General features: G+C 66.3%; 18 protein-coding genes and 1 tRNA gene. 14 read left to right on the top strand and 5 right to left on the bottom strand.

Annotated elements, in window-relative coordinates:
• Positions 1 to 28: 28 nt before the first annotated feature.
• A complete protein-coding gene (locus A9D14_RS02820) occupies positions 29 to 469 on the top strand; it encodes a hypothetical protein (RefSeq protein ID WP_066848059.1) in 441 nt (146 codons plus the stop codon).
• Here the strand turns inward: A9D14_RS02820 and A9D14_RS02815 are convergent.
• Positions 466 to 1,389 carry a hypothetical protein gene (locus A9D14_RS02815; protein WP_066842776.1) on the bottom strand — a complete coding sequence of 308 codons (924 nt, stop codon included), beginning with the start codon at positions 1,387 to 1,389 and terminating at the stop codon, positions 466 to 468. The two genes, A9D14_RS02820 and A9D14_RS02815, sit on opposite strands and share 4 nt — an antisense overlap.
• A 2-nt stretch (positions 1,390 to 1,391) precedes the next feature.
• A complete protein-coding gene (locus tag A9D14_RS02810) occupies positions 1,392 to 2,465 on the bottom strand; it encodes a diacylglycerol/lipid kinase family protein (protein WP_066842773.1) in 1,074 nt (357 codons plus the stop codon).
• Between the two features lie 195 nt (positions 2,466 to 2,660).
• On the opposite strand from A9D14_RS02810, the gene A9D14_RS02805 reads away from it, so the two are divergent.
• From A9D14_RS02805 to A9D14_RS02750, 12 genes are all read left to right on the top strand, one after another.
• Complete coding sequence (locus tag A9D14_RS02805; RefSeq protein ID WP_066848056.1) at positions 2,661 to 3,077, top strand: secondary thiamine-phosphate synthase enzyme YjbQ; 417 nt, start codon at positions 2,661 to 2,663, stop codon at positions 3,075 to 3,077.
• A gap of 163 nt (positions 3,078 to 3,240) precedes the next feature.
• Positions 3,241 to 4,044, top strand: coding sequence for a transglutaminase-like domain-containing protein (locus A9D14_RS02800; protein WP_066842771.1), 804 nt, complete (start codon positions 3,241 to 3,243; stop codon positions 4,042 to 4,044).
• Positions 4,045 to 4,180: 136 nt separating this feature from the next.
• The gene (zwf, locus tag A9D14_RS02795; RefSeq protein WP_066842769.1) at positions 4,181 to 5,635 is read left to right on the top strand and encodes a glucose-6-phosphate dehydrogenase; all 1,455 of its coding nucleotides are present in this window, start codon (positions 4,181 to 4,183) and stop codon (positions 5,633 to 5,635) included.
• A gap of 148 nt (positions 5,636 to 5,783) precedes the next feature.
• Positions 5,784 to 7,613, top strand: a complete 1,830-nt coding sequence (gene edd / locus A9D14_RS02790) for a phosphogluconate dehydratase (protein ID WP_066842767.1) — start codon at positions 5,784 to 5,786, stop codon at positions 7,611 to 7,613.
• Positions 7,614 to 7,643: 30 nt separating this feature from the next.
• Positions 7,644 to 8,276: a bifunctional 4-hydroxy-2-oxoglutarate aldolase/2-dehydro-3-deoxy-phosphogluconate aldolase gene (locus tag A9D14_RS02785; RefSeq protein ID WP_066842765.1), complete on the top strand. Its 633-nt coding sequence runs from the start codon at positions 7,644 to 7,646 to the stop codon at positions 8,274 to 8,276.
• A gap of 41 nt (positions 8,277 to 8,317) precedes the next feature.
• The gene (locus A9D14_RS02780) at positions 8,318 to 11,107 is read left to right on the top strand and encodes a phosphoenolpyruvate carboxylase (protein ID WP_066842763.1); all 2,790 of its coding nucleotides are present in this window, start codon (positions 8,318 to 8,320) and stop codon (positions 11,105 to 11,107) included.
• Positions 11,108 to 11,185: 78 nt separating this feature from the next.
• A complete protein-coding gene (gene argB / locus A9D14_RS02775) occupies positions 11,186 to 12,094 on the top strand; it encodes an acetylglutamate kinase (RefSeq protein ID WP_066842760.1) in 909 nt (302 codons plus the stop codon).
• A 2-nt stretch (positions 12,095 to 12,096) separates the two neighbouring features.
• The gene (locus A9D14_RS02770; protein WP_066842758.1) at positions 12,097 to 12,639 is read left to right on the top strand and encodes a hypothetical protein; all 543 of its coding nucleotides are present in this window, start codon (positions 12,097 to 12,099) and stop codon (positions 12,637 to 12,639) included.
• Between the two features lie 165 nt (positions 12,640 to 12,804).
• On the top strand, positions 12,805 to 13,050 hold the full coding sequence (locus tag A9D14_RS02765) for a YggT family protein (RefSeq protein ID WP_232468732.1): 246 nt from the start codon (positions 12,805 to 12,807) through the stop codon (positions 13,048 to 13,050).
• A gap of 2 nt (positions 13,051 to 13,052) precedes the next feature.
• Entirely contained in the window at positions 13,053 to 13,922 is an 870-nt protein-coding gene (gene folD / locus A9D14_RS02760; RefSeq protein WP_066842754.1) for a bifunctional methylenetetrahydrofolate dehydrogenase/methenyltetrahydrofolate cyclohydrolase FolD, read from the top strand.
• Positions 13,915 to 14,637: a hypothetical protein gene (locus A9D14_RS02755; RefSeq protein ID WP_083987559.1), complete on the top strand. Its 723-nt coding sequence runs from the start codon at positions 13,915 to 13,917 to the stop codon at positions 14,635 to 14,637. The genes folD and A9D14_RS02755 overlap by 8 nt, the downstream gene beginning before the upstream one ends.
• Position 14,638: 1 nt before the next feature.
• A complete protein-coding gene (locus tag A9D14_RS02750) occupies positions 14,639 to 15,262 on the top strand; it encodes a MarC family protein (protein ID WP_066842752.1) in 624 nt (207 codons plus the stop codon).
• Between the two features lie 13 nt (positions 15,263 to 15,275).
• On the opposite strand, the gene A9D14_RS02745 is transcribed toward A9D14_RS02750, so the two are convergent.
• Complete coding sequence (locus A9D14_RS02745; protein WP_066848022.1) at positions 15,276 to 15,899, bottom strand: LON peptidase substrate-binding domain-containing protein; 624 nt, start codon at positions 15,897 to 15,899, stop codon at positions 15,276 to 15,278.
• A 14-nt stretch (positions 15,900 to 15,913) separates the two neighbouring features.
• Complete coding sequence (locus A9D14_RS02740) at positions 15,914 to 16,825, bottom strand: tetratricopeptide repeat protein (RefSeq protein ID WP_066842750.1); 912 nt, start codon at positions 16,823 to 16,825, stop codon at positions 15,914 to 15,916.
• A 277-nt stretch (positions 16,826 to 17,102) separates the two neighbouring features.
• Here A9D14_RS02740 and A9D14_RS02735 point away from each other — a divergent pair.
• A tRNA-Gly gene (locus A9D14_RS02735) sits at positions 17,103 to 17,177 on the top strand.
• A 137-nt stretch (positions 17,178 to 17,314) separates the two neighbouring features.
• Here A9D14_RS02735 and A9D14_RS02730 read toward each other — a convergent pair.
• Complete coding sequence (locus A9D14_RS02730; RefSeq protein WP_087910538.1) at positions 17,315 to 18,640, bottom strand: alkaline phosphatase PhoX; 1,326 nt, start codon at positions 18,638 to 18,640, stop codon at positions 17,315 to 17,317.
• Between the last annotated feature and the right edge of the window lie 17 nt (positions 18,641 to 18,657).

The raw sequence follows: 18,657 nt of genomic DNA, 5'->3' as shown, positions 1-18,657 counted from the left end.
CCCTATATCCTCGGCGAGGAGAATGAACATGACGCCTAAGAACAGACTAGCGGCGATCGCACTTGCTTCCTTTGCGCCGGTTTTCGCCCTGACCCCCATCGCCGCTCAGGCTGCGCAGGACGATCCGGCAACGGAGGAGCTTAGCAAGGGCGAACAGCGCCTTGCCAAGGCGCTTGAAGGCCGCGTGGCCGGAGAGCCGGAGAACTGCATCCAGCTGAACCGCATCACCAGCAGCACGATCTATGACGACACGGCCATCGTCTACCGGGTCGGCAGCACGCTTTATGTCAACCGGCCCGATGGCGGCGCCAATTTCCTGGATAGCCGCGACATCATGGTCAATCGCACCACGATCGGCCAGATCTGCGATATCGACACGGTCCAGATGATGGACCAGACCGGTTTCATGAGCGGGATCGTCTTCCTGGGCGAATTCGTGCCTTATACGAAGCCCGAGCAGGAAGGCTAGTCGCTGTCCTGCGTCGCGGCGCGCCTGCGCCGCGCACGCCAGTAATCGGCAAGCAGCACGGGTGACATCAGCAGCGGGTGCCGCTCCCTGAACGGGGTAAGCGGCACCACGACGCCGCTGTGCCGCTCGACCTTCCATGCCAGATAGCGGGCACCACCTTCGAAGGTGGTGCCCGCGCGCAGCAGGCGCACGACGTTGAGCGGCTTGCCCAGCCGCCGCCGCCGTTCCCAGCGCTGGACCAGCGCCTCGCGCTCCTGCGGCAAAAGATGCGGCTGCAGCCTGCGACCCGCTTTGTCGAAGGCAATGCCCGCGGCCTGCCAGGCGGCAGGTAGCAGCCCGTCGAAATGACCGGCCCCGAATTCCAGGATCTGCTGCTCGCGCCCCGGCTTCTCGACCCGCAGCTCCGCGCGATAGGTGGCGCGAAACAGCGCCTGCCAATAGTCGCGCTCGGTGCCCTGCGGATCGCCCAGCGCGGACGCGAAACGCGCCGCCGTCATGCAGGCTGCCTCGACCGCCGCGGTGACTTCGGTGCCAGCCTGCGCATCGGACTGCCATGCCAATGTGCAAGGCTGCACGAAACGTGCCCATATGGTGGTATCCGCGTGGCGCCCCTCTGCCGCATGGCGGAACGTCGACAGCCGCATCACCGCCACTTTCGCGCGCAAGGTCTCGCCCGCGTGCTCCCGCTCGTGATAGGCGACGCGGGGCCACAGGCCCTTCTCGCGCGGGCCGCCGGTCAGAACGTAGAAGTCGAGAACACCGTCCAGCGAACCGCTGCGCAGGTTCGAGCCATAGAACAGCACTGCGCGCGCATCGTATAGGTCTGCCAGTGCCTGTGCGAAATCGCGTATCTCGCCGCGAACCGGCGCTTCCAGCGCGGCGGTGACGCGGGTGTGAAGCGCCGCGCCGTCGGGCCGCATGTTCACGGCGTGACGAAGGCGATCGGCGCACCCTCGCGCAGGATGTAGCGGCCGCCGGGGAACACCTCGCCGTCCAGCACGAAGCCGTCCTCGACATCGATGTCGAATTGCTGGGCGTCCAGGCGGTAGATTCCCGCCTTGGCCAGCCGGGCATCGTCACCGCCGCGGATCGTGCGCCAGAAATTGACGAGGAAGTTGGGCACGGGCGCCTCGGTCGCCAGCAGCTTCATGCCGCCGCGCTCTTCGCCGAACGGGCGTACGCCCAGTGGCAGGCGGTGCATGGTCGATACCAGCATGATCAGGCGGTTGCGCGTGCCGACGACATCCATTCCCGCTGCGGTGGGGCCCGGTCCGGTCGACGCAGCGCCCGGAGCCGCGATGCTGATGCGCCTACCCTCGCGCCAGCCCGATCCCCCGAAGCCGAAGGCGACGTTGGCGATCGACCCCAGCATCGAAAGCGCCACGGCCAGATTGTTGAATGCGCCGAACCGGTGGGTGGTCTGGGCAAGATCGGTGGCGCTGACGAAGATGCCCGCACCGAACAGGAAGCCGCGCACGGGGGCCGCAGCCTCGCCCGGACGGCTGATCTCGATCGCGGGGCGCATGGTGAGGCGGTCGGCATGCCAGGCATCGATCACTTCGGCGACGCTTGCCTCGGCGTCGATGCCGAGGTCGAAGGCCAGCGCATTGGTCTTGCCCTTGGGCAGCACCGCGATGGCAGGTGCGCCGCTCTTCCACAGCGGACCGCCGCAGGTCAGCACGTCGCGCACGGTTCCGTCACCGCCCGCGACGACGATCAGCCCGACCCCGCGCTCCTTGAATTCGGTCAGCGTCTTGCGCAGTTCGGACCGGGTGCGCGGCGACAGCACCTCCACTCCCGGCGGCACGTCGAGGCCGTTGGTCTTGACCCCGTGGCTGCGCGGGTTGCAGATGACCGCCACGCGCGAGGCATCGAGCGGCGCGCGGCCGGTACGTCGGACGAAGGCAGGAGCGTTCACGTGCAGGCGCAGTTCGTCGGTGCCGCCATCGAAGGCGAGCCGCGCAAGGCTTCTGCTATCGTAGATCGTGCCATCCATTGCTTTGTCTTTACCGTCTTAAGCTAGTGTGGCGAGAGCGAAAATGAAGTTTCCGTGACGAAAATTGCAGTTCCGCCCCCGTCCTGTACATTTCCGCGATACCCCATTCGAATTGAAAAGGCCCACTTTTCCCGCTTCGAACGCAAGCCCGATCGTCAGCGATACCAGACGGGTATGAACATTGGAGAAATATTCTTGAGACAATCGGCAACCAGCCTCGCCATATCGACGACTGGCCGTTCGCTGGTCGAGACCACGCGCGAAGTCGCCGGCTGGGTGCATAATCAGGCGGTCGATACCGGCCTGCTGACGGTGTTCTGCCGCCACACCTCGGCATCGCTGCTGATCCAGGAGAATGCCGCCCGCGAAGTGCCCGGCGACATCATCGACTGGCTGAACCGAATCGCGCCCGAGGACGGCGGATGGCAGCATGACGACGAGGGGCCTGACGACATGCCCGCCCACCTCAAGGCGATCCTGACGGGGGTCAGCCTGTCGATACCCGTCATGGGCGGCGATCTGGCGCTGGGCACGTGGCAGGGCATCTATCTGGCAGAGCATCGCACCCGGCCGCATCGCCGCAATATCGTGCTTCATCTGATGGGCGAGTGATTTCCGGGCTTTTATCGCGCCGCCCGGAAACACCGGCGGGCCGAAGCGTTAGGCCCACCGACACCGCCCCGAGATTGCCCCCGATACCGTCGATACCATCACCAACCATGACCGCGATGCCGCCCGCCAGCGCGGCACGCACCGAACAGAAAGCCGCCGTCCCATGACCATCTCGATCGAAGCCCATGTCGCGTTCCGCTTCGACCAGCCGACCGATTTCCTCCTCCAGATGGAAGCGGCGGCGATCCCCGAACAGCAATTGTCGGGCCCCGGCCTGTCCATCAGCGCCAGCGAGCATACCGCCCGCGTATCCGGCGAGGACATGATCGGCGAACGCATCTGGCTGCGCTGCCAGGGGGACTTCACCGCCGATTACGCAATCACCGCGCAGATCGCCCGCACCATCGGCGACATCCAGACGCTGAACGCCCTGCCGCCCCACCGCCTGCCGGGCGAGACGGTGTCCTATCTGTTCGATTCCCGCTTCTGCCCCGCCGACCGCTTCCAGCCGTTCGTCGAGGCGGAATTCGGCGGCACCAGCGGCGGAGAGCGGATCGAGGCGATCCGTTCATGGGTCGCCAGCAATTTCAGCTATGCGCCCGGCACCAGCGATGCGACGACGACCGCAGTCGACAGCTTCGTCGAGCGCCGGGGCGTGTGCCGCGACTTCGCGCATGTCGTCGTCGCACTGGCCCGCGCATCGGCGATCCCCGCGCGCTTCGTCAGCTGCTATGCCCCCGACGTCCAGCCACAGGATTTCCACGCGGTGGCCGAGGTTTTCCTGGCCGATCCCGGCGGCGAGGAAAACAGCATCGGCAGCTGGCACCTGATCGACGCGACCGGCATGGCGACCCCGTCCGACATCGTGAAGATCGGGCTGGGCCGCGATGCCGCGGATGTCAGCTTCCTCACCTGTTATGGAATGACTCAGCTGCAGGACAAGCGGATCAGCGTGCAACGCGGCTGACGCAAGATAATTGCCGAAACGCGGCATTGGCTTTTCCGATCGAGGTTGACAGCTTCGCACCCGGGATTAATGCCGCGCAAGGTGCGACCGCACCGACGACCCGCCACCGCCGCCGCCTTGCAGGAGCCTGTCCGCCATGAATTTCACCGCGAACAAGCTATTGCTGTTCGGCGCGACCGGCGACCTGTCGCAGCGCATGCTCCTGCCCTCGCTGTGCGCCCTGCATTCCGAGGGTTTGCTGCCCGAGAACATGCAGATCATCTGCACGGCGCGCACCGAATATACCGACCAGGAGTTCCGCGATTTCGCGCGCGATGCGCTGGCAAGGTTCCTGCCCAAGGGCCGCGATCTCAAGATCGAACCGTTCCTGGAATGCCTGACCTACCAGGACCTCGACGCGTCCACGCCCGAGGGTTTCGACACGCTGGCGAAGAAGGTCGGGCCGATCGGCAAGGGTGACAAGGAAGGCCTGTCGATCTTCCTGTCGACCGCGCCCTTCCTGTTCGAACCGACCATCAAGGGCCTGACCGCCAACGGGCTTGCCACCGGCAATGTGCGGATCGGGCTGGAAAAGCCGCTGGGCACCGACCTGGGCACCAGCCAGGAGATCAACGACGCGGTCGCCTCCGCCTTTCCGGAAGACCGGATTTTCCGCATCGACCATTACCTGGGCAAGGAGACGGTGCAGAACCTGCTGGCGCTGCGCTTTGCCAATATCATGTTCGAACCGCTGTGGAACGCGGCGCATATCGACCATGTGCAGATCACCGTGGCCGAAACGGTCGGGCTGGAATCGCGCGCGGGCTATTACGACGGCAGCGGCGCGCTGCGCGACATGGTGCAGAACCATATGCTGCAATTGCTGGCGCTGGTCGCGATGGAGCCGCCGACCAGCTTCGACGCCACCGCGATCCGCGACGAGAAGGTCAAGATCCTGCGCGCCCTGCGCCCCGCCGTCGCGGGCGAGACGGTGACCGGCCAATATCGCGCGGGCGCGATCAAGGGCGAGGCGGTGCCCGGCTATGACCAGGAACTGGGCAAGGATTCCGACACCGAGACCTTCGTCGCGATCAAGACCCATGTCGACAACTGGCGCTGGAAGGGCGTGCCGTTCTATCTGCGCACCGGCAAGCGCCTGCCGATCCGCATGACCGAGATCGTGGTGCAGTTCCGCTGCATCCCCTATTCCATCTTCGAGGGCCGCGGCGCGAAGACCGTTCCCAACCAGCTGGTCATCGGGATCCAGCCGCGCGAGAATATCCGCCTGTCGCTGATGAGCAAGGTGCCCGGCCTCGACCGCGAGGGCATTCGACTGCGCGCCACGCCGCTCGACATCGCCATGCCCGACGCCTTCGCCGGGCCGCAGCGCCGCATCGCCTATGAACGCCTGCTGCTCGACCTTGTGGAGGGCGACCAGACCCTGTTCGTCCGCCGCGACGAGGTGGAGGCCCAGTGGGAATGGATCGACGGCATTCGCGCCAGCTGGACCGAGAACGACACCAGGCCAAAGACCTATACCGCGGGAAGCTGGGGGCCCACCAGCGCGATCGGTCTGACCGAACGCGACGGCGTCACCTGGCACGAAGGTTGATCGCCGCGGGGGTTGATGGAGGCCAGGGCGAACCGGCCCGCGCCGAAATTCTGCAAGCCGGTCCAGGACCTGCTATGCTGCAACGCAAAACGACCGCACGGCCGATTCCCTCCCCGCGATCGGCCGCACAGGACCCAAGGAAGGCTTCATGCCCACGCTCAACGACCAGTTCGCCCGCGTCACCCAGCGCATCATCGACAACAGCCGCGACACCCGCCGCCGCTATCTCGACCTGATGGAGCGCGAGGCGCAGCGCCAGCCCAACCGAACGCAGCTGGCCTGTTCCAACCTTGCCCATGCGATGGCGGGCAGCGGCAACGACAAGGGCGCGATCGCCAGCGGGCAGTCGCCCAACCTGGCCATCGTCACCGCCTATAACGACATGCTCTCGGCCCATCAGCCCTATGGCCGATACCCAGAGGCGATGAAGCTCTATGCCCGCGAAGTGGGCGCGACCGCGCAGGTTGCGGGCGGCACGCCTGCGATGTGCGACGGCGTGACGCAGGGGCAGGACGGCATGGAACTGTCGCTGTTCAGCCGCGATACCATCGCGCTGGCGACTTCGGTCGCGCTCAGCCACGAAACCTATGACGGCATGGCGCTGCTAGGCATCTGCGACAAGATCGTGCCGGGCCTGCTGATGGGCGCGCTGCGTTTCGGCCATCTGCCCTGCATCCTGATCCCGGCGGGCCCGATGCCCACCGGAATCTCGAACAAGCAGAAGCAGCAGACCCGCCAGCTTTACGCCGAAGGCAAGGTCGGGCGCGAGGAACTGCTGGCGAGCGAGAGCGCAAGCTATCATTCGCCGGGCACCTGCACGTTCTATGGCACCGCCAATTCCAACCAGATGATGATGGAGATGATGGGCCTGCACATGCCGGGCGCCGCCTTCATCCCGCCCAATACCCCGCTGCGCACCCAGCTGACCCGCGCCGCGACGCACCAGCTTGCCCGCATCTCGCTGAGGGGCGAGGATCCGCGCCCGCTGGCGAAATGCATCGACGAGAAGGCGATCGTGAACGCCATCGCGGGGCTGCTCGCGACCGGCGGATCGACCAATCACGTCATCCATCTTCCCGCCATCGCCCGCTGCGCCGGCGTCATCATCGACTGGCAGGACATCGACGAGCTGTCGCGCGTGGTGCCGCTGATCGCGCGCGTCTATCCCAACGGAGCGGGCGACGTGAACGCGTTCCACGCGGCGGGCGGCATGGGCTACGTCATTCGCGAACTGCTGGATGCAGGGCTGGCGCATGAGGATATCACCACCGTCGGCGGCCCGTCGCTGCGCGCCTATGCGGACGAGCCGGTGATGGAGGACGACAGGCTTACCTGGCGCAAGCTGCCGCCCGAAAGCGGCGACGACAGCATGCTGCGCCCGCCCGCCACCCCGTTCAACCCCGATGGCGGCCTGCGCCTGCTGACCGGCAATCTCGGCCGCGCCACGATAAAGACCAGCGCGGTCGACAGGGACCGCTGGGTGATCGAGGCGCCCTGCCGCGTGTTCAGCACGCAGAGCGAAGTGGCCACCGCGTTCAAGGCGGGCGAGCTCGACAAGGATGTGGTCGTCGTCGTCCGCTTCCAGGGTCCGCGCGCCAATGGCATGCCCGAACTGCACAAGCTGACGCCCCCGCTGGGCGTGCTGCAGGACCGCGGGTTCAAGGTGGCGCTGGTCACCGACGGCCGCATGTCGGGCGCATCGGGCAAGGTGCCGGCGGCCATCCACTGCACGCCCGAAGCGCTCTCTCACGGAGAGGAGAAGCCCGGGCCGATCGCCTATCTGCGCGATGGCGACATCGTGCGCGTCGATGCGGTCAACGGCACGCTGTCGACCAATGCCGACCTTTCCTCGCGCGATCCCGCCACTCCGCCGCCGCCCGCCATGGGCGTCGGCCGCGAACTGTTCGCAATGATGCGTCTGGGCGCGGACGAGGCGGAAAAGGGCGGCTCGGCCATGCTGGCGCTTGCCGGTCTTTGACAGCTCAAATTTCAGGAAACAGGACACGACATGGCCAATATCCGCGAATTCATGGAAGCCGCCCCCGTCATCCCCGTGCTGGTGGTGCAGGACATCGATCAGGCCATCCCGCTGGCCGAAGCGCTGGTCGCAGGCGGCCTGCCCTGCCTTGAGGTTACGCTTCGCACGCCCTGCGCGCTCGACGCGATCCGCGAGATGGCCAAGGTTCCGGGCGCCATCCTGGGCGCGGGTACGGTGCTGAACCCAGACCAGCTGGACGCGGTGATGGAAGCCGGCGCGAAATTCGTGGTTTCGCCGGGCCTGACGGAGACGCTGGGCAAGGCGGCGATCGCCAATGACATCGCCTTCCTGCCGGGTATCGCGACCAGCGCCGACATCATGCGCGGGATGGACATGGGGCTTTCGCACTTCAAGTTCTTTCCCGCCGAAGCCAATGGCGGCCTGCCCGCGCTGAAGGCGCTGGCCGCGCCGTTCCACGAGGCGCGCTTCTGCCCCACCGGCGGCGTGTCGGCGAAGAATGCGCCCGAATATCTCGCGCATCCGTCGATCCTGTGCGTCGGCGGCAGCTGGGTCGCGCCCGGCGAGGCGATGCCCATGGGCGGTCCGGTCGACAAGGCGCGTATCGAGACGCTGGCCCGGGAGGCCGCCGCCCTGCCGCGCTGAAATCCCCTACCCCCCCTTCCCACCCCGATCCGGAGGACGCCATGACACCGCAGATCGAAGAGCTGAACGAGAGGCTGCAGGTCCTGCACCGCCACACGCAGGACACGCCGATCTACAATCCGGTGTTCCAGCTTGGGCTGGAGCTTTCGCGCGATCTGGAAGGGGGGCGAAAATCGCTGCAGGACATCGACGGTCTGGTCAGCGCGCTCGAATGCGAAGGGCTGAAGGCGCGCGCGCAAAAGCTCGACCGGATGCTGGCGCCGATCGATGCGGACCGGAACCTAACCCCTTTCGCGGTGCGCGAGGGGGATGATTTCGAAAGCTTCGCACAGCGCTGGGCGGATCCGATGATCCACGTGGTATTTACCGCCCACCCGACCTTCCTGCTGACCCCGGTCCAGTCGCAGGCGGTGGCGAAGGCCGCCAGCAGCGGCGACGTGAACAGCGACACCGCCTGCGTCGCCCCGCACGAACGGACGCAGATCACGCTCGATTCCGAACATGACGCCGCCATGCAGGCGATCAGCCGCGCCCAGGCCGCGCGCGACCGGGCGGTGCGGGCGATCTATCGCTCTGCCAAGTCGAACTGGCCGGGTGAATGGAAGAGCCTGCGCCCCACGCCGGTGCGCTTCGCCAGCTGGGTCGGCTATGACATGGATGGCCGCACCGATATCGGCTGGAACACATCGATCCGCTATCGCCTGGCCGAAAAGTCGGAACGGCTGGCGGGCTATGCCGCCACCCTGGCAGGCATCGCGCCCGATCTTTCGGCGAGGCTGGTCAATGCGGGTGAGTTCGCCGGCCGCATGGCGGCGCTGTTCGGCAAGGACATGTCGGACCCGGCCGCGCTGTCGCATGCCGCCAATTCGCTGACGGCCAATCATCCCGACAGGCTGACCAGCCTCGCGCCGATCATCTCCGAACTGGAAGACCGCGCCGGGGCCGAAACCGACGAGGATACGGCGATCGAACTGCTGACCGCCGCCGCAGCCATGCGCGCAGACGGGCTGGGCATGGGCTGGGTGCATTTCCGCGTCAATTCGAGCCAGCTGCAGAACGCGATTCGCCGCCGCGTCGATCCCGAATCCAAGCTCGACATCGCCAGCCAGGCCGCGCTGAACGCGATCCGCAGCGGCCTTGAAGCGATCGAGCCGCTGGATGCCAATTTCGCGGCGCTCGCGATCGAGAGCAGCACCGCGATCCGGCAGTTCATCGCCATGCAGCAGATCCTGCGCCACGTCGACGCAGACGCGCCGATCCGCATGCTGATCGCCGAATGCGAACAGCCGCAGACGGTGCTGGCCGCGCTCTATTTCGCCAAGCTGTTCGGGGTTGAGGACAGGATCGACGTCTCTCCCCTGTTCGAGACCGAGACCGCGCTGGAGCACGGCGGCCGTTTCCTGGATGCGCTGCTGGCAGAGGAAGCCTTTCGCGATTACGCGAAGAAGCGCGGCCGCATCGCGATCCAGACGGGCTTTTCCGATGCCGGCCGCTTCGTCGGGCAGATCCCGGCCGCACTCGCCATCGAACGGCTGCAGGGCCGCCTCGCCGAAGCGATGGAGGCCAACGGGCTTACCGACGTCGCCGCGCTGATCTTCAACACCCACGGCGAAAGCATGGGCCGCGGCGCGCATCCGGTGTCGATGAAGGACCGGCTGGAATGGCCGCTGTCACCTTGGGCGCGCCGCCGGTTCGCGCGGCGCAATATCCGGCTCGAACCCGAAGTCAGCTTCCAGGGCGGCGACGGCTATCTATGGTTCGGAACGGCGGAACTTGCGCTGGCCACGCTAGCCAATATCGCCAGCAACCCGCCGCGCGAGGCCGATCCCGATGCGCCGACCGACATGTTCTATCGCCGCACCGACCTATCACTCGACTTCTATCGCGCGATCCGGCGGGTGCAGCACATGCATCTTGTGTCCGACACCTATAGCCGCGCGATCACCGCCTTTGGCCTGGGCCTGCTGAACGATACTGGCAGCCGCCGTTCGCGCCGCCAGTCGGACCTCAACGCCGACCGCAAGATGAGCCTGCGGCAGATCCGCGCGATCCCGCATAATGCCATCCTGCAGCAGCTGGGCTATCCGGTGAACGTGATCGCGGGGTTCGGCACGGCGGCTGACACCAACCGCGAGGAAATCGCCAATCTGCTGACCGAAAGCGAGCGCGGCAAGCAGATGCTGCGCCTTTTGCGCAGCGCCGACGCGCTGGCCAGCATCAAGACGGTGGCCGCCTATGGCGAGCTGTTTAATTCGGCCTATTGGGCCAGCCGCCCCTATCGCGGGACCGAGGAACATCTGACCGATGCCTGCCTGACGCTGGCCGAATATCTGACCAAGGACGACCGCGCAGGCGTGTTCCGCCGTCTTGCCAGCCGGCTGCGCGTCGATGCGCTGCATCTGCACCGCCTGCTGGACGCCACGCCGGGCAGCCGCGACGGCTGGGGCACGCCGATCCCCGACCGCGAGGAAAAGCGCCGTTCCATCGGCCTGCTGCAATCGCTGAGACTGGCCCTGCTGCAGCACATGTTCCTGCGCATCGTGCAGGTACCTGTCTTCTCGCGGTCGAACGACATCAGCCGCGAGGATGTCATGGAAATGGTCTTCACCCTGCGGATCGAGGATGCGCTGGCACAGCTTAGGCGCGCGTTCCCGACCAATTTCCCCAGCATCGACGACTATGCCATCGACGAGCCGAGCGATTATCCCGATGGCGGCGACCGGGGATACGAACGGATCCGCCGCGACTATATTGAGCCGATCGAACAGGCCTATGCGCTGGTGCTGCGCATCTCGACCGCCATCGCCAACGAGTTCGGGGCGCATGGCTGACGACCAGGCGGCGCGCGCGGGAGGCAATCGAGGGAATCGATTGAAACCCGCGCCCGCCCGTGCAAAGGCCCGCGCATCATGGTCGATCCGCTGAACCCCGACGACAAGGCGCTTCTCGCCAAGGCAAAGACACTCGTGACGGCATTGCCGTTCATGAAGCGATATGCCGGGCGCACCTTCGTGATCAAATATGGCGGCCATGCGATGGGCGATCCCGAAGCCGCGCGCGAGTTCGCCGAGGATGTCGTTCTGCTGGGCGCGGTGGGCATCAACGTGGTCGTCGTCCACGGCGGCGGCCCGCAGATCGGCGCCATGCTGAAGAAACTGGGCGTGGAATCGAGCTTCGTCGACGGGCTGCGCGTCACCGACAAGCAGACCGCCGAGATCGCCGAGATGGTCCTGTCGGGCGCGATCAACAAGGAACTGGTCGGCTGGATCAACAAGGCCGGCGGGCGCGCCGTCGGCATCTCCGGCAAGGATGGCGGCATGGTCACCGCCCGCAAGGTCGAACGCACCCGCAAGATCGAGGGCAGCGCGATCGAGGAAGCGATCGACCTGGGCTTTGTGGGCGAGCCTGAGCATGTCGACACCCGCATCATCGAGACATCGGTCGCATCCGGGCTGATCCCCGTTATCGCGCCCATCGGTGCCGATGCCGAGGGGCAGACCTACAACATCAACGCCGACACCATGGCGGGCGCGGTGGCCGCGGCGCTGGGCGCGGCGCGCCTGCTGCTGCTGACCGACGTGCCGGGCGTGCTCGACAAGCAGGGCGGATTGCTGACCGACCTGTTTCCGGACGATGTTGACACGCTGATCGATGATGGCACCATCACCGGCGGAATGATCCCCAAGCTGGAAACCTGCGTGCAGGCCGTGGAAGCGGGCTGCGAGGCGGCCGTCGTCCTCGACGGGCGGGTGCCCCATGCCATGCTGATCGAGATTTTCACCGAACGCGGCGCCGGCACCATCGTGCGGAGCCGGTGACGATGCGGCGGTTCAGCCTTTGCGCCCTGGCCCTCCCCGCGCTGGCCCTGATGGCCACGGGCTGCGGCGAAAGCCGGGAGCCGGAGTTCGAGACCCTCAAGGCGGAGCCGACCGAACCGCAGGTAGAGCCGCTGTCGATCGAACTGGACGATCCCGAACCTGCGCCCCGCCCCGAATTCACGATGATCCTTCCCGGCCCCGACCAGAAGGACCCCAAGTCGCTGCTGTCCTACTGGAGCGCCGCGGTCGAAGCGGGCGATGTCGACGCGGCGCGCCGCGCATGGCGCAAGGAGGTGCGCACCGGCGGCACCGCCCCGCGTTGGGCCAATCTGTCGAACATCACCGTCACCTCGCAGGATGGCCGGATGGAGGGGGCGGCGGGCTCGCTCTATTACAGCATGCCGATCATGCTGCGCGGCCAGTCGATCGACGATACCGATGTCGAGCTGGCCGGCACGATGACGCTGCGCCGTGCCAACGACGTTCCCGGCGCCAATGCGGACGAGCTGAGCTGGCGGATCGAAAGCATCGACTGGGACGGCTGAGGGCACGGCCCTTCCACCCCTGATACACCGCGCCGCTTGCCCTTGCTTGCCGCTCTCGGCTAGACGAGGCCTTCCCTCAATATTCCGGCCCAAGGACCACAAGCCATTACCGTTTTCCTGGCCCTGCTCATCCAGATCCTCAGCTATCTGGTCGACATCATCGTCGTGCTGGTGATCGTGCAATTCGTGCTGTCGCTGCTGATCTCGTTCAACGTGGTCAACATGCACAACCAGTTCGTGTCGGCGATCTACACCGCACTGAACGCCTTGCTGGAACCGATGCTCCGACCGATCCGCAAGATCATGCCCAATACCGGCGCGATCGATTTCTCGCCGCTGGTGCTGATCGTCGGGCTCAACGTGCTGATCATGATCCTGAACGCGGTCTATCGTTCGGCGGTGGTTTACTAGCCATGGGCGATATCATCGACGGCAAGGGTTTCGCCGCGAATCTGCGCGCCGATGTGGCAAAAGGCGTGGATACCTTCCGCGCACAGGCCGGGCGCGCGCCGGGCCTTGCGGTGGTGCTGGTGGGCGAGGATCCGGCCAGTACCGTCTATGTCAGATCCAAGCACAAGGCCTGCGTCGAAGCGGGGATGGAGAGCTTCGAGCATCGCCTGCCCGCCGATACGGCGGAAGGCGATCTGCTGTCCCTGATCGGCCAGCTGAACGCCGACCCTGCGGTCGACGGCATATTGGTCCAGCTGCCCCTGCCCCGCCACATCGACGAGCTCAAGGTGATCGAGGCGATCGACCCCGACAAGGACGTCGACGGCTTCACCATCGGCAGCGCGGGTCGGCTGGCGACCGGCCAGGACGGCTTCGTCGCCTGCACCCCGCTGGGCTGTCTCATGCTGCTGAAGGACCGGCTGGGCGATCTGTCGGGCAAAAGCGCGGTGATCATCGGCCGCTCCAACATCGTGGGCAAGCCGATGGCCATGTTGCTGTTGCGCGAAAGCTGCACCGTCACCATCGCGCACAGCCGCACGCAGGACCTGCCCGCCGTGGTGCGCGGCGCGGATATCGTGGTGGCCGCCGTCGGACGGCCCGAAATGGTCAGGGGCGACTGGCTGAAACCGGGCGCGACCGTGATCGACGTCGGCATCAACCGCGTCCCCGCGGACGACGGCAAGACCAGGCTGGTCGGCGATGTCGACTTCGCCGAAGCGATGAAGGTCGCCGCGGCGGTGACGCCCGTGCCCGGCGGCGTCGGACCGATGACCATCGCCTGCCTGCTCCACAACACGCTGACCGCTGCCAGAAGGCGCGAGAATATTGGCTGAGACGCATGCATGGCTGCGCGGCGGGCTGATCGTTTCGGCCATGCTGGCGCTGGCCGCCTGCAGCGGCTCGACCAGCCGCGGCGGCTATGGCCAGTACGGCCGGTCGCTGCAGCCGATTGCACAGCCGGGCCAGGTGGTCGCGGCGGAAATCGCCTTTGCCCAGCGTGCCCGCGAAAAGGGCCAGTGGACCGCGTTCCGCGAATATGCCGCGAACGATGCCATCATGTTCGTGCCGCAGGTCGTCAATGCGCAGCAGTGGTTGAAGGGCCGCGCCGATCCGGCGCAAACGGTCCGCTGGCAACCGCACGAGATCTGGTCGAGCTGCGATGGCTCGCTATCGGTCAGCTATGGCGCGTGGCAGCGTCCCGATGGATCGACCGGCTGGTTTACCACCGCCTGGGCGCGGCAGGACGACGGCAGCTATCGCTGGACGATGGACCAGGGAGACGAAGCGGCGCAGCCCATCGCCGCACCCGACATCATCGCCACCCATGTGGCATCGTGCGAAGGCCGCGACCCGCAGGCCATGCAGCCCCCCGCCCATTCCGGCGCGCCCTTCGGCGTCAGCCGCGACGGCACGCTGCGCTGGGATGTGTTGGTCGCGGACGATTGCGCGCGTACGATCAACATTCGCATGAAAGCGGGCGAGGAATGGGGCGACCCCGTCTTCACCCGCAACATAGCCGCTCCCGGCGGGGCGGACTGCGCGGCCTGACATGTTCGAACTCTTCGCCTCTGCCTTTGCCACCCTGTTCGTGGTGATCGACCCGCCGGGCTGCGCGCCGATCTATTACGGCCTTACCAGCGAGATGCCGGCGTCCGAACGCCGCGCGCAGGCGATCCGCGCCACGGTCATCGCTAGCGCCATCCTTCTGGTGTTCGCCCTGTTCGGCGAGCAATTGCTGAATGCGCTGCATATCGAACTCGACTCGTTCCGCATCGCGGGCGGTATCATGCTGTTCCTGATCGCGCTGGAAATGGTGTTCGAAAAACGCACCGAACGCCGCCACGAACGCGCCGACCTGGTCAAGGCCACGCCCGAGATCGAGGATGTGTCGGTCTTTCCGATGGCCATGCCGATGCTGGCGGGTCCGGGCGCGATCGCTTCCATCATGCTGCTGATGGCGCGGGCCGAGGGGATCGAGCAGACCTTCGTCATCCTGGGTGCGCTGGCGACCGTGATGGTGCTGACACTGGTCGCGCTGCTGGCATCCGCGCCGCTGATGAAACTGCTGGGCAAGCAGTTCGAGGCGGTGATCACCCGGCTTCTGGGGGTCCTGCTGGCCGCATTGGCGGCGCAATTCGTGATCAACGGGATCGAAGGCAGCCTCGGAGTCTAGGGCCCGGCGCGCGCTATTGCAGCGTGACCGAATCGTCTTCGCCATGGCGGCCGAAGAACTGCATCAGCTGCACCAGCAGCGAACAGCGTTCGCCCAGCGTATCGGTTTCGAGCAGCGCCTGCTTCGCCGCCGCGTCGAACGGCGCAACCTGCGCCACCCCGTTGATCAGCGACATGTCGTCCAGCCGCGAAACCTGTTCCCAGTCCACCGAATAGCCCTGCGCATCGGCAAAGCTCTTGGCTTCCTCCTCGAACGCGGCACGCTCGACCGGCAGCAGGGCAGTCTCGTCATTGTCGGACAGCAGTTCGGCGCGTACCTGGCGGAACGGGGTGTCGACCTCCATCTCCTCCATGACGCGGAACCGGGTCACCCCGTCGAGCACGAGGTTGAAACGCCCGTCCTCCAGCGCCTCGACCTCGCCGATGCGGCCAAGGCAGCCGACATCGAACAGGGGCGCGCCTTCGGATGGGCGATGCGGCTGGATCATGCCGATCATCCGGTCGCGAGCCAGCGAATCCTCGACGAGGGCGCGATAGCGCGGCTCCAACACGTGCAGCGGCAATTGCAACCCGGGAAACAGGATCGCACCCGAAAGCGGGAAGATCGAGATTCGCGTCGTTTCGAGGCCTGAACCCATGTCCGTTCCGCCGATCATCCGAACAGCAGCAGCGACAGGCGGCGGCGCGTGGAAGCGACCCATGGATCATCGAGCCCCACCGCCTCGAACATCTGCAGCAGCTTGGCCTTGGCCGCGCCCTCGTTCCAGGCCGGATCGCTCTCTATCATCTTCAGCAGCGTATCGGCAGCCTCATCCCGCGAGCCGGCGGCAAAGGCCGCCTGCGCGAATTCGTATTGCGCCTCCATGTCCGCTGGACGCTCCGCCGCGGCCTTGCGCAGGGCATCGAGCGCCGCATCGTCGGGCTTGTCCTTCGCCAGCTGGATCGCCGCCCTGGCGCGGTCGATGGCCGGATCGCCTACCATTTCGGGCGGCAGTTCGGCCAGCGCCGCTTCGGCTTCGGCGACATGGTCCGCGCTGGCCATGGCGGTCAGCAGGCCCGCATGCGCGGCGGCATTGTCGGGCGCCATCTGCACGATCTGCGCGAAGATGCCCATGGCACGCTCCGCATCGCCGCTGGCCAGCACATCCTCGCCCATGGCGAGCAGCGGGGCGATATCCTCTTGCGGATCCTCGCCATCGGCAGCCTGCGGCTGGATCGGCAATTGCGACAGGATCTGGTCGATCGCCTGCCTCAGCTGCCCCTCGCTGCGCGCGCTGGTCAGGTCCGCGACCGGCTGGCCCTGAAACATCGCATAGACGGTGGGAATCGAACGCACCTGGAACTGCGAGGCGATGAACTGCTCCTCGTCCACGTTGACCTTGGCAAGGACGACGCCCTTGTCGGCATATTCCGCGGCGATCTTCTCAAGCGTCGGCGTCAGCGCCTTGCACGGCCCGCACCATTCCGCCCAGAAGTCCAGGATCACGAGGCTCTTCATCGAAGGCTCGACGACCTGCTGCCGGAAACGGTCCACGGCTTTCTGCTCGTCGAGGTTCAGACCCATGCTCGCCAAGTGTGATTCTCCTGAAACTGTCGTCTGGCGCTGCGGCAATGCGCGGCATGCGCCGAAAGGTTGGCTTGGCGGCTAATGTGGGGCGGTTCGCGCCATTTTCCAAGAGCGCGCGGGCTGCGAGCTATGGACGGCGGAACGAAAGCACCCTTATTTTTCAGCGAAATGCCGATTGGGTGTATTTTCCTGTTGCGACCCCCCAGACCCCATGCTAACGGCGCGCCTCACCCCGATCGGAAGGGCTTCAAACCCACCGATGCAGGCGTTCAGAGCGGGCGTAGCTCAGGGGTAGAGCACAACCTTGCCAAGGTTGGGGTCGAGGGTTCGAATCCCTTCGCCCGCTCCATTTTCCTTGACATCGCAGATGGTTGGAACGTGCCCGCAAGGGTGCGTCCAGCGTCGGCCGCCTTCGGCCCGAACGCAAGAAGGGCCCGCCGCCCGGTGGCGGCAGGCCCCCTCAAGACCGTGCCTTAAGACGATCGGTCAGGCCAGCCAGGGCCCTGTGATCGCAAAGGTGATCGACGGGCTATAGGCGTTGACGAACAGCGTGCGGCCATCGGGCGAAAAGCACGCTCCCGCCAGCTCGGTCTGCATGGTCAGGCGCGCGATCGGATAGGCCGCGCCTTCGGGCGTGATGCCGCGGATATGGTTGTCGACGACCGCGTCATAGCTGTCCTCGCACACCACCAGGTGCCCGTTGGCCGCCACGGTCAGATTGTCGCCATAGAAGAAGTCGCGCCGGTCGGTCGATTCATAGAACAATTCCAGCCGGTCGCCGTCGGGGCCGGGGATCAGGCGGAATACCTGCCCATATCCCGCCGCACCGCCGCTGGTGCAGCAGAAATAGGCCTCGCTGCGGCCCGAACTGTCGGGGCCCATGTGAATGCCCTCGCCCCGCGCGAACAACGCCGCGCCCTTGGCCGCGCCGCGCAGCCGCAGATCGTCCCTGGGCGCCTCGACATCGTCCAGGTCGACCCAGCCCACGCGGATCGGCTCGCCGACCTTCATCGTGACATTGCCGCCCCAGTTGCGCGTATCGGCGATGCCGGTCAGCGCCTGCAGCCTGCCGCCCGCGGCCAGATTGCCCTTCTCATTGGGAATGAAGCGATAGATCAGCCCGTCTTCGCGGTCCTCGGTCAGATAGGCATGGCCGCTGACTGGATCGATCACCGCCGCTTCGTGATTGAAGCGGCCCATCGCCTTCAGCGGCACCGGATCGACCAACCCCCGATGCGCGGCAGGCACTTCGAATACCCAGCCATGGCCCGGTTCGGTATCGCCGCCCAGCTTGGCTTCCTCGCACGTCAGCCAGCTGCCCCATGGCGTGGTTCCGCCCGCGCAATTGCGGATCGTCCCTGCCAATGAGCGATATTGATGCTCGACCTCCAGCGTATCGGGGTACAGCACCAAAGTCGTGGTGCCGCCGGGCAGCACCTTGCCATCGCGGCCGCGCGCAAAGCCGCTTGGCAGCACGCCGCCCGCGTCATGGTTCGGCTTCAGCTCGTGATTGCGGACCAGCGCGATCCGGCCATCGGGCAGCTGGAAACAGCCCATCCCGTCGGCGCGGTCGGGCACGGTGCCGCCATCGTCCATCGCATCGCCCAGCCGGCTGACCACGCGATAGGAAAACCCCTGCGGCAGGTCGAGAACGCCATCGGGATCCTTCACCAGCTGGCCATAGACCAGCGCGCGGGGTGCCGGCGGACCGGAACTGGCGGTGGTGCAACCGCTGGCGGCAAGGCCCGCAAAGGCGCTGGTGGCCGCAAGAAAGCGGCGCCGGTCGAGGGGCATGGGTGCGATCTGGGTCATGAGCATTTCCGCTAGGT

This window comes from Croceicoccus marinus, assembly GCF_001661675.2.
GTDB lineage: Bacteria > Pseudomonadota > Alphaproteobacteria > Sphingomonadales > Sphingomonadaceae > Croceicoccus > Croceicoccus marinus.
The sequence above is the reverse complement of the archived record's forward strand: the minus strand, read 5'-3'. Positions and strand labels throughout refer to the sequence as shown.

What these genes read in the sequence shown, in the direction of transcription:
- A9D14_RS02820 (WP_066848059.1), top strand. Translation starts at nt 29, where the DNA reads ATGACGCCTAAGAACAGACTAGCGGCGATCGCACTTGCTTCCTTTGCG.
- A9D14_RS02815 (WP_066842776.1), bottom strand. Translation starts at nt 1,389, where the DNA reads ATGCGGCCCGACGGCGCGGCGCTTCACACCCGCGTCACCGCCGCGCTG.
- A9D14_RS02810 (WP_066842773.1), bottom strand. Translation starts at nt 2,465, where the DNA reads ATGGATGGCACGATCTACGATAGCAGAAGCCTTGCGCGGCTCGCCTTC.
- A9D14_RS02800 (WP_066842771.1), top strand. Translation starts at nt 3,241, where the DNA reads ATGACCATCTCGATCGAAGCCCATGTCGCGTTCCGCTTCGACCAGCCG.
- zwf (WP_066842769.1), top strand. Translation starts at nt 4,181, where the DNA reads ATGAATTTCACCGCGAACAAGCTATTGCTGTTCGGCGCGACCGGCGAC.
- edd (WP_066842767.1), top strand. Translation starts at nt 5,784, where the DNA reads ATGCCCACGCTCAACGACCAGTTCGCCCGCGTCACCCAGCGCATCATC.
- A9D14_RS02785 (WP_066842765.1), top strand. Translation starts at nt 7,644, where the DNA reads ATGGCCAATATCCGCGAATTCATGGAAGCCGCCCCCGTCATCCCCGTG.
- A9D14_RS02780 (WP_066842763.1), top strand. Translation starts at nt 8,318, where the DNA reads ATGACACCGCAGATCGAAGAGCTGAACGAGAGGCTGCAGGTCCTGCAC.
- argB (WP_066842760.1), top strand. Translation starts at nt 11,186, where the DNA reads ATGGTCGATCCGCTGAACCCCGACGACAAGGCGCTTCTCGCCAAGGCA.
- A9D14_RS02770 (WP_066842758.1), top strand. Translation starts at nt 12,097, where the DNA reads ATGCGGCGGTTCAGCCTTTGCGCCCTGGCCCTCCCCGCGCTGGCCCTG.
- folD (WP_066842754.1), top strand. Translation starts at nt 13,053, where the DNA reads ATGGGCGATATCATCGACGGCAAGGGTTTCGCCGCGAATCTGCGCGCC.
- A9D14_RS02750 (WP_066842752.1), top strand. Translation starts at nt 14,639, where the DNA reads ATGTTCGAACTCTTCGCCTCTGCCTTTGCCACCCTGTTCGTGGTGATC.
- A9D14_RS02745 (WP_066848022.1), bottom strand. Translation starts at nt 15,899, where the DNA reads ATGGGTTCAGGCCTCGAAACGACGCGAATCTCGATCTTCCCGCTTTCG.
- A9D14_RS02740 (WP_066842750.1), bottom strand. Translation starts at nt 16,825, where the DNA reads ATGGGTCTGAACCTCGACGAGCAGAAAGCCGTGGACCGTTTCCGGCAG.
- A9D14_RS02730 (WP_087910538.1), bottom strand. Translation starts at nt 18,640, where the DNA reads ATGACCCAGATCGCACCCATGCCCCTCGACCGGCGCCGCTTTCTTGCG.